Here is an 811-nt window from a genome sequence, read left to right as displayed (position 1 = left end):
GGTCCCGCTGGCCCTTGTACTCCTTGCGGTCCTGTTGGCCCTTGTTCTCCCTGCATTCCTATCGGGCCTTGTTCTCCTTGTGGTCCCGCTAGTCCTTGCTCTCCCTGTGGTCCCGTTGGTCCTTGTTCTCCTTGTGGTCCCGCTGGTCCTTGTACTCCCTGTGGYCCTGCTGGTCCTTGTTCTCCTTGTGGTCCTGCTAGTCCTTGTTCACCTTGTGGTCCTGCTGGTCCTTGTTCACCTTGTGGTCCTGCTAGTCCTTGTTCTCCTTGTGGTCCCGCTGGTCCTTGTTCTCCTTGTGGTCCTGCTAGTCCTTGTTCTCCTTGTGGTCCYGCTGGTCCTTGTTCTCCTTGTGGTCCTRCTAGTCCTTGTTCTCCTTGTGGTCCCGCTGGTCCTTGTTCTCCTTGTGGTCCTGCTAGTCCTTGTTCACCTTGTGGTCCCGCTGGTCCTTGTTCWCCTTGTGGTCCTGCTAGTCCTTGTTCTCCCTGTGGTCCCGCTGGTCCTTGTTCTCCCTGTGGTCCCGCTGGCCCTTGTACTCCTTGCGGTCCTGTTGGCCCTTGTTCTCCCTGCATTCCTATCGGGCCTTGTTCTCCTTGTGGTCCCGCTAGTCCTTGCTCTCCCTGTGGTCCCGTTGGTCCTTGTTCTCCTTGTGGTCCCGCTGGTCCTTGTACTCCCTGTGGCCCTGCTGGTCCTTGTTCTCCTTGTGGTCCTGCTAGTCCTTGTTCACCTTGTGGTCCTGCTGGTCCTTGTTCACCTTGTGGTCCTGCTAGTCCTTGTTCTCCTTGTGGTCCCGCTGGTCCTTGTTCTCCTTGTG

Annotated in this window: 1 pseudogene; it reads right to left on the bottom strand. The window is 57.5% G+C overall.

The window, feature by feature from the left end:
- A pseudogene (locus tag BTR25_RS26720) lies at positions 1-811 on the bottom strand (Gly-Xaa-Xaa repeat protein); the annotation flags it as partial.

It is taken from the genome of Bacillus sp. MRMR6 (assembly GCF_001940785.1).
In the GTDB taxonomy this organism is placed as follows: domain Bacteria; phylum Bacillota; class Bacilli; order Bacillales; family Cytobacillaceae; genus Neobacillus.
The sequence above is the reverse complement of the archived record's forward strand: the minus strand, read 5'-3'. Positions and strand labels throughout refer to the sequence as shown.